The sequence below is a fragment of the Secundilactobacillus paracollinoides DSM 15502 = JCM 11969 genome (genome assembly GCF_001311135.1).
Taxonomy (GTDB): Bacteria; Bacillota; Bacilli; order Lactobacillales; family Lactobacillaceae; genus Secundilactobacillus; species Secundilactobacillus paracollinoides.
Genome location: NZ_BBAG01000083.1, coordinates 1 through 9,187, shown reverse-complemented (window position 1 = coordinate 9,187; position 9,187 = coordinate 1). Strand labels below are relative to the sequence as shown.

5 protein-coding genes and 2 pseudogenes are annotated in these 9,187 nt (G+C 49.0%); all 7 read left to right on the top strand.

Annotated elements, in window-relative coordinates:
• Positions 1-807 precede the first annotated feature (807 nt).
• The 7 genes and pseudogenes from cydD (at position 808) to JCM11969_RS19390 (ending at position 8,550) form a co-directional block, all read left to right on the top strand.
• Entirely contained in the window at positions 808-2,535 is a 1,728-nt protein-coding gene (cydD, locus tag JCM11969_RS15120; RefSeq protein WP_054712505.1) for a thiol reductant ABC exporter subunit CydD, read from the top strand.
• Positions 2,535-4,282: pseudogene (gene cydC / locus JCM11969_RS15115) on the top strand (thiol reductant ABC exporter subunit CydC). Before cydD ends, cydC begins: the two are co-directional and overlap by 1 nt.
• Positions 4,283-5,093: 811 nt before the next feature.
• Positions 5,094-6,005: a 1,4-dihydroxy-2-naphthoate polyprenyltransferase gene (locus tag JCM11969_RS15110; RefSeq protein ID WP_054712504.1), complete on the top strand. Its 912-nt coding sequence runs from the start codon at positions 5,094-5,096 to the stop codon at positions 6,003-6,005.
• Between the two features lie 185 nt (positions 6,006-6,190).
• Positions 6,191-6,771, top strand: a pseudogene (locus JCM11969_RS15105) (xanthine phosphoribosyltransferase).
• A 67-nt stretch (positions 6,772-6,838) separates the two neighbouring features.
• Complete coding sequence (locus tag JCM11969_RS15100; RefSeq protein ID WP_054712501.1) at positions 6,839-7,378, top strand: DUF2179 domain-containing protein; 540 nt, start codon at positions 6,839-6,841, stop codon at positions 7,376-7,378.
• A 111-nt stretch (positions 7,379-7,489) separates the two neighbouring features.
• Positions 7,490-7,843 carry a 5-(carboxyamino)imidazole ribonucleotide synthase gene (locus tag JCM11969_RS19395; protein WP_225353337.1) on the top strand — a complete coding sequence of 118 codons (354 nt, stop codon included), beginning with the start codon at positions 7,490-7,492 and terminating at the stop codon, positions 7,841-7,843.
• A complete protein-coding gene (locus JCM11969_RS19390) occupies positions 7,816-8,550 on the top strand; it encodes an ATP-grasp domain-containing protein (protein WP_225353336.1) in 735 nt (244 codons plus the stop codon). The genes JCM11969_RS19395 and JCM11969_RS19390 overlap by 28 nt, the downstream gene beginning before the upstream one ends.
• Positions 8,551-9,187 lie beyond the last annotated feature (637 nt).

The window sequence follows — 9,187 nt, the reverse complement described above, 5'->3', positions numbered from 1 at the left end:
GATTATGGTGTTCTGATTTGTAGCGTTGGACATTCTAAGGCCGTTGCATTTCACAATTTGGCACTCCATGTGGTGGCTCGCGATGAAGCTAATTCGATTTCTGCTGCGCAGCTCTCGAATGGATCTCCATCGACTCGCACATCAGTAACCGACCAAAGAACGGTCGCTAACTGATGTCGACACCACAGCTCCGTGCCAAATTGTTCCATTCCACTCACTGTGAGCATGCTGGTTACGTTGGTTAAGCATCTAAATACAGGCGAACACAGCTTGAAGAGAAGTCCGCCCTTTACTGCTAGTCAATTCAGTCAAGGTATGCTTGTTATTTTGCATTATATGATAAGTTGCGACTGGAAGATGAGATGACACCATGTAGTTAGCTAATGGCCACGCAGTTTGTATTTAATTTTGCACATAGTAGCGTAGTGGAGCCGGTCGGCATTGCAGGCTGTGGTGTCGGTGTTCGTTAGCGAGGGTACTTTCCTCGCTTACGAACACGGGAGACGTAGGAGATCCTTGAATTTCTAGTTTATATTGTGGAAACGTGTTCCGCAGGCCAACTCCCTACTGTGTAAGACGACTTTGCCAGAAATTCAAGACCGGAATTTCCGGCAAAGTCGCCTTACACTCCGGGAGTTACCCGGCCTGCTCCACACTCTTGCCTCAGCCTGCGGGGCCGACCGGCGGAACGAAGCGGTAATTAGAAAGTATCGACTATCTTGTAAACATAAGCGCTGATACCTGAAATGTCAGCATATCAGCGGTATCATAGTCTTAAAGCGGTTTCTTGACAGAGGGGGAATTATTTTGATTGATAGACGGTTATTTAAGTTGCCGGGGTTGATGGGGCGCGCGATTGTGATTGCGGTGCTCATGTTTATTCAGGCGATCATGATCGTGATTCAGGCGCGCTACCTGTCACAGGCAGTGGTGAACCTGTGGCACTTGCAGCCGATAGGGACGATCGTGACACCAACGGCAATCTTTATTGTGAGTTTTCTGGCACGGCATCTGCTTGGCGTGTTTCAGCAGCGGACGTTTTATCCGTTTGTGGAACAGACGTCGGGCAAGATGCGCTCGGATCTCATGACAAAGTTGTTTCGGCTTGGCCCCAGCGTGGTTGAAAAGGCGGGGACCGGGTCAGTTGTCACGATGGCACTCGAAGGTATTGATAAGGTTCAAACGTACCTGATGCTGATCATTATTAAAATGATGGATATGAGCATTACCCCGTGGATCATTTTGATCTACATTGCGTTTTTGCAGTGGAATTCAGCGCTATTCCTGCTTGTGATCTACCCAGTTATTATTTTATTCATGGTTATTCTGGGATTAGCGGCGCAGAGTAAGGCGGATCAGCAGTTTGCGGGGTATCAGCATTTATCTAATAATTTTGTGGACACGTTACGTGGACTGCCAACCTTGAAACAACTTGGGTTGTCGAAACGATATGCCGATAATGTCTACCATGTGAGCGAGGATTATCGTAAGGAGACCATGGCCACGTTGCGGATTGCAATGACGTCGACCTTTGCACTTGATTTCTTTACGACGTTGTCGATTGCGGTTGTTGCCGTGTTCTTAGGGTTTGATTTAATGGACGACCACATTGCGTTACTGCCGGCGTTGACGATCTTAACGTTAGCGCCTGACTATTTTTTGCCCATTCGGAATTTCGCCAACGACTATCATGCGACCCTGAACGGGAAAAATGCGTTGCAGTCGGTACTGGACGTTTTGGAAATGCCTGAAATTGAAGACCGTCAGGCGCTCACTGACGGGCAGTGGCATGACGACAGTCACATTCAGTTCAATGACGTGACATTTACCTATGACAACATGGACACGCCAACGTTAACCCACCTATCGTTTGATGTTCACGGTAATACAAAGGTGGGGATCATTGGTGCTTCCGGTTCCGGTAAATCGACCCTGATCAACCTGATTGGCGGGTTCTTATCTCCTGATGAGCCAGGGAAGATTCGGGTCAACGGCCAAGGCTTGCCGCATTTAGGACAAGATGCCTGGCAGGCGGATCAGCAGTATATTCCGCAAAAACCGTATCTGTTTCATGACACGTTAGCTAAAAACGTTGCCTTTTATGTGCCGACAGCGACTCGGGACCAGATCGAACAAGCCTGCGCAAATGCCGGCTTGACCGACTGGATCACGACGTTGCCTGATGGCTTGGATACCATGATCGGCGAAGGATCCCGGGGCGTCAGTGGCGGTCAGGCACAACGGATCGCATTGGCACGGGCGTTCCTCGATGACAGTCGACACGTTTTATTGTTTGACGAACCGACAGCGCACTTGGACATTGAAACGGAAGCTGCCTTGAAGCAGGATATTTTGCCGCTGCTGGACAACCACCTCGTGTTCTTTGCGACGCACCGGCTGCACTGGATCAACCAGATGGACTACGTTTTGGTCATGGACCATGGCGTGCTGGTCGAGCAGGGGACACCAAGTGAATTGGCACAACGAAACGGCGCGTACACGAAACTTCGCGCAGAAATGGGAGGGGCCAAATGATGCGAGATTTGCGAGCGACTTTTGCGCACGATACCTGGGTCATGCCGTATTTGCGCAAGTATAAATGGTTATTGACCCTCGTACTCTTTCTTGGGGTCATGACGTTTCTATCAGCCGGCGCACTCATGTTTAACTCCGGTTATCTGATCAGTGAAGCGGCTCGACGGCCTGGCAACATTATCTACATCTATGTACCGGTCGTTTTAGCCCGTGGTTTTGGGATCGCTCGACCAGCGTTTCGGTACGCTGAACGGCTGACCAGCCACAACTGGTACTGCGCATTGTTTCTGATTTTCGAAAGAAATTATATCAAGCCGTTGAAAATAAAGCAGCGGCCATTAAGCAGACCCACCAAACCGGGGATATCCTCAGCATTTTGGCAGAAGACATCGACCACATTGAAAACCTCTATTTACGGACGGTCTTTCCCATGGTCATCGGTTGGGTGCTGTATCTGTTTATCGTCATTGGCGTCGGCGTCTTTAACTGGGCAGTGGGGTTACTGCTGCTGGTGCTTTTAGGCGTCATCGTGGTGATCATGCCAATGGTTTCGGTTGCCGTTAACGGTGCCCGTGAGTTTAAAGAAAAGCAGATTCAACACGACTTCTATACGAACCTAACGGATGAAGTTTTGGGCCTATCCGACTGGGTCATTTCAGGCCGTTATGACGATTTTATGGACCTGCAGACAAAACCGATCAAGCAGATCGCTAAACTGCGGCGCGAGGACCATTATTTTCAGTGGTGGCGCGGGTTTGGCGTCCAGGTCTTCTTCCTGCTGGCAGTTTTAACGTTACTGATCTGGTCTGGGTTTCAATTCACAGGCTCTAAGGCACAAGCAAACTGGGTCGCCGCCTTTGCCTTGGCACTATTTCCGGTCATCGAACCGTTTCTAGAAATTAGCCAGGGTGCTAGTGAATGGCCGATTTACCAACAATCGATCCAACGCGTCAACGCGCTTTCTGCTGATCCGGTTGTGCAAAAAGATCAAGCTCAACTCAACGGGGCGTTTTCACAATTGACTGTCGATAACGTGACTTTCCGTTACGCTGACGACGACCGGGTGATCTTGCACGACCTGACACTGCAGATTAATGCTGGTGAAAAATTAGCATTACTGGGGCCTTCAGGCACTGGGAAGAGTACGTTATTGAAGCTGCTACTTGGTGATGAGCACGCGACAGCGGGGCAAGTCACGATCAACGGCCAAGATATTGCGACGTTGCAGGATGCCCGCGCTAATCTATTTGGCGTGTTGGACCAGCAACCGTATTTATTTGACACAACGGTGATGAATAATGTCCGGCTGGGCAATTTGAACGCAACGGATGACCAAGTGAAGGCCGCGATTAAAGCAGTTGAACTTGAGCCGCTGATCAACTCACTGCCAAACGGGTACGATACGCAGGTTCAAGAGTCTGGCGCCCGGTTCTCTGGCGGTGAACGGCAACGGCTGTCACTGGCAAGAATACTGTTGCAGGATGCGCCCATCATCATTTTGGACGAACCGACCGTTAGTCTGGATCCCATCACGGAAAAAGACCTGTTGGACACGGTCTTTAACGTCCTTAAGGATAAAACGATTATCTGGGTCACCCACCATCTGGCCGGCATCGACCACGTCGACCAAGTCCGCTTCTTGGAAAACGGCCAGTTCGACATGCAGGGGACACTGGACGACCTTTATCAACATGAAGCGCGGTTCCGGCGGTTGTATGATTTGGACCGTGGGAAGGTTACTGAGTAGTGTAGACATAGCGCTAGAAGTCCGTTGCATTGCGCGATTTGGCACTCCGTCATAGTGGCTCGCGATGAAGCTAATTCGATTGTCGCTGTGCGCCACTCGAATGGATCTCCATCGACTCGCACATCAGTAAACGACCGAAGAACGGTCGCTAACTGATGTCGACACCATGCCTCCGTGCCAAATCGCTCCATTCCACTCACGTTGTGTATGCTAGCCACAGATAGCTAAATATCGAAATACAGTCAATGACAGTTCGTGGAGAAATCCGCTCTCGACTGCACGCCACCTAGAGACAGCTATGCTTATTAGTTTGTGATAACAGAGCATCAGCTTAAGTTAAAGGTAATCTGTGGTCACATGACCATCATCGAAGGTTGAATGTGACATGAAGTTTTGTGCCAATCTTGCACCATGCAGCGTAGTGGAGCCGGTCGGCATTGCAGGCTGTGGTGTCGGTATTGGTTGGCGACCGTACTTTGGTCGGTTACTAATACGGGAGACGTTGGAGATCCTTGAATTTCTGCCAAGACATTCACTAGCTCCCCGGAGCGACCCACCTCAGCCTGCAGGGCCGACCGGCGGAACGAAGCGGCAATAGTATCGCAATTAAGATATAGAAGATGAAACTGTAAGATTCAGTTACAGGTTCATCTTTTTTTGGTTATCAAGCATGTGACACGGCACTTCGCTTGCGACTGGGTAGCAGATACATTACACTCTTATATGAAGCAACGCTCAACGACACGATTTCAAGTGATGCTGAGCGGACACTGGCCGGTAACGGTTGGTGATTATTTTGGAGGAATCGTTTATGACAGTACCCATTTTTTTGGAACTTGTGGAAGCTAAGGCAAAGGTCGCCTCAGTATTTCCTTTCTTTTTAGGCCTTTATTTTTCTTGGTATTATACGCATCAGCTTAACTGGGGGCTCTCGTTGATGTTTTTCATCGCGATGCTGCTGTTTAATATGGCTGTCGACGCACACGATAATTATTCAGATTATAAGAATGCGACAGCAAAAGCAGATGAGTGGAAACAAAAGACGAACATCATCGGCGTTAACAACCTCTCGATGACGGGTATCCGCAACCTCATCCTGTCGTTTGCCGGGGTTGCAACGGTTTTTGGTATCGCAATGACGGTGATGACTGGCTGGCCGCTGTTAATTATGGGAATCTTCTGCTTTGCAGTGGGGTACTTCTATGCAGCTGGTCCGCGGCCGATTTCTACCACGCCATTTGGCGAATTTTTCTCTGGTATCACCATGGGCTTTGTGATCATGCTGATCACAGTCTATATCAACACGGCAAGCAGCGGCCTGTTTACGTTTACGCTTTTCTGGCAGGTCCTTTTAGCTTCGGGTATCGCAGTGTTTGCCATCAGCAACATTATGTTAGCCAATAACCTTTGCGACGCGGACGAAGACCAATTATTGGACCGGAAAACGTTGGTCCACTACCTGGGTAAGCAGAACGGATTACGGTTGTTTGTTTTAAATTATGTGTTTGCCTATGCGTGCCTAATTTTGAGTGTTGGCTTGCATTACTTGCCCTATACAAGTTTACTGGTACTGCTGAGTTTGCCGCTGGTTATCAAAAACACGCGCCAGTTCTTGGCAAAACAAGTTAAGAAGGAAACGTTTAAATTTGCGGTTAAAAATGCCATGATTCTTGCCGTTTTCAGCATTGTCTGTGTGGGTATCGGCACCATCGCAAACTGGTAAGAATGCCGGTAACAATTAGGAAAACCAATAGAATTGGCCGTCATTGACTGCAAATCTCAACTGATTGTTCGTCTTTTCGTGAGTTGATGTTGTTTGAAATCCCTTGCCCCACACCAGACCTTCGGGTACACTAGTACTAATAAGGGTGCACTATGCCAGTCAATTTTTAGGAGGAATTTCTTACCATGAAGCTACTAGAAGACCGCATCAGAGAAGACGGTACCGTATTACCTGGAGACGTATTAAAGGTGGATAATTTTTTGAACCACCAGATCGACCCAGATCTCATGAGTGCCATCGGTGAAGAGTTTGCACGGTTATTCGCGGACGCTGGGGTCACCAAGGTCCTTACGGTAGAATCTTCGGGAATTGCGCCAGCCTTGATGACGGGTCTGCAGCTTCACGTGCCGGTTATCTTTGCGCGTAAGCACCGGTCACTCACACTGACTGACAATTTGTATACCGCAACTGTCTATTCCTACACGAAACAGGTTAATAACGACATCAGTGTTGACAAACGGTTCATCAGTCCTGATGATAAGGTCCTCATTATTGATGACTTTCTCGCAAACGGCCAAGCTGTGCAGGGCTTAATGGAAATCGCAAAGGCTGCTAACGTTGACATTGCTGGCGTTGGCGTTGTTATCGAAAAAAGTTTCAAAAGGGTCACCAAATGGTGCTGGACGCTGGGTTGCACCTTGAAGCCCTGGCCAGCGTTGCGTCATTAGAAAATAATCAAGTCACCTTTATGAGCGACCAGCAGTAGCCGCATTGCTAGTCGGTCAGTGGCGACAGCTGTGATGACACCCCGCGACTGATTGGAGGGATCCGCATTGCACGTTGAAGTCTGGACACTCGTTTTGATTTTTACCGTCAATTTCGTTTACATTACCCTGAACACCATTCGCTACATGCTGACGATGAAGGGGTACCGCACGCTGGCACCAATCATCAGCATGGTCGAAATTACGGTCTACGTTGTTGGCCTCTCACTGGTACTGAACCGGCTAGATAATATTTTAAATATCATTGCGTACGCACTCGGGTACGGCGTTGGTGTACGAGTCGGCATCTGGGTGGAAGACAAGCTTGCGTTAGGGTACATTATGGCAACGGTCATCCTGCCAAATACGGATAGTGACCTGCCTAAAATCCTCCGGCAAAACGGATTTGGGGTCACTCAGAGCAGTGCGCAGGGACTTGAAGGACAACGGCTGGTGTTAGATATTTTGACGCCGCGTAATCAGGAACGGCGGCTGTACGCCATGGTCAATGAAGCGGAACCCAAAGCGTTTATCATCACCTATGAACCCAAGTATATTTCCGGCGGCTTCTGGGTAAAACGCGTTCGCAATCGTCATTTTCGTCCATAAAGGGTATACTGATGTGTGATGACTAAATAAACTGTTAAACGAGGCGGTGCACCTGCACCGTTTAAACTGAATCCGAATTATTATTGATGAACGAAGAAGGTAGTGAGCATTTTGGACAATCGAGTACTGTATCCGGGAGATACAATTGGTGTTATCGGCGATAGCAGCAACGGCCCAATGATCGTGGCCGCTGCGCGCCAATCAGGGTTTAAAGTTGGTGCGTATGGCGCCGACGAAACGAGTGAAATGTTGCAACTAGCCGATTTTAAAATTGTTGGTTCACTATCAGATAAAGATCGGCTCCAGGATTTTGCCGAACGGTGTGATGTGGTGACCTACGATTCTGAAAATCTCAGTGCAGATCTGCTGGGGTTTTTAGCAGATAAGACGCTCCTGCCACAGGGGAGCGACCTGCAATCCATGATGCTGATCGTCTCTTGGAACGCGCATTTTATGAACAAATGAACGTGAACGTGGCACCCTATGCCACCATCGTGAGTCTGGACGATGTTTACCAGTCCATTAACTCCATTGGGTATCCGGCCTTGTTGAAGCCGATTCAAAAGGACCTCGCTCACGGCGAAGAAATCCAGATCAACACGCAGACTGACATTGCGCAGGCAGCGGGACTGACTGATTGGGGGACGTACATTCTTGAATCAACTGTGAATTACGCACGGGAACTGTCTGTGACCGTTGCCCGCACAGCTGAGGGGGAAGCTAGTCTGTTTCCACCAGCTGAAATTAAACGTCAGGGGAACCACATTCAGTGGGTCTATCTGCCCGTTCAATTAGCTGCCGATGTGAAGGCAGAGATGGATCGCATTTGTCACGAGATCGTGGCCAATCTCTCATACGTTGGTGTGTTCGATGTTGATTTTATGTTAACGGAGAGTAATGCCATTTACGTGAAGGCCATTATCCCAACATTTAGTGAGGCCGGTCGTATCTTTGACCGCGCCGCAACCGTTACCCAGTATGAACAACATCTGCGCGCGATTGCCGGGTTGCCGTTAAGTGATGTCGAAGTCTTGAAGCCAACGGTCTTGGCCGCCTTCAATGCCTCCCAGCTGAATGCAATGCGGACACAGTGCAGATCAAGAAAAATTGGCACTTTACGTACTATCACCGGTTTAAAAAGGAAGACGAGAACGACCTCGTCGGCCACGTGATCGTGCAGGGTGACGATGTGAATAAGTTGCTTGAACAGCTTGAAGATACAGAGATTTGGTCGACGGCGAAGGCCGCTGACGATGATCAGGATTAAATGATTTGGAGAAGGTTGACACTTTTTAGGGGTGTTGGCCTTTTTTGGTAGAGTGTGAAGCAAGGCGGTTAGAAGGCGGAGTGTAAGTAACTCTGGTCAGAAAAGTCCGGGCCTGACTTTTTTGACCAGAGTTGCTTACACAGGAGCCTTCTGCCTTGCTGAACACGTTTCGGCAATGTGACATAGAAAGACAGCGGCAAGCACTACTCAGACGAGAAGCGCCTGGCATTGGTATTTTGCTAGAGGTGGCCTATGCGGGAGTCTTCTGCAATGGGCAGGCATGTCAGGCGCTATGGTGAAAATGCTAGTTTGCTCGCCTTAGTAGTATCAGCAATTGGCCTCCGTTTTCTAATTTCACATAAACTAAAAGAGTCCAGAAGGCGAGGAGCGGTCATGTAAAGCACCATGGCACAAATGCCAGTTTGTGCACTTGAGCAGTCGTTTGCAATTGGCCGCTGCTTTACCTAGACTAAACGAGTTCCAGAAGGCAAGGGGCGGCCATGTAACGGACTCTGACCAAAAAGTCAGGCCCGGACTTTTTG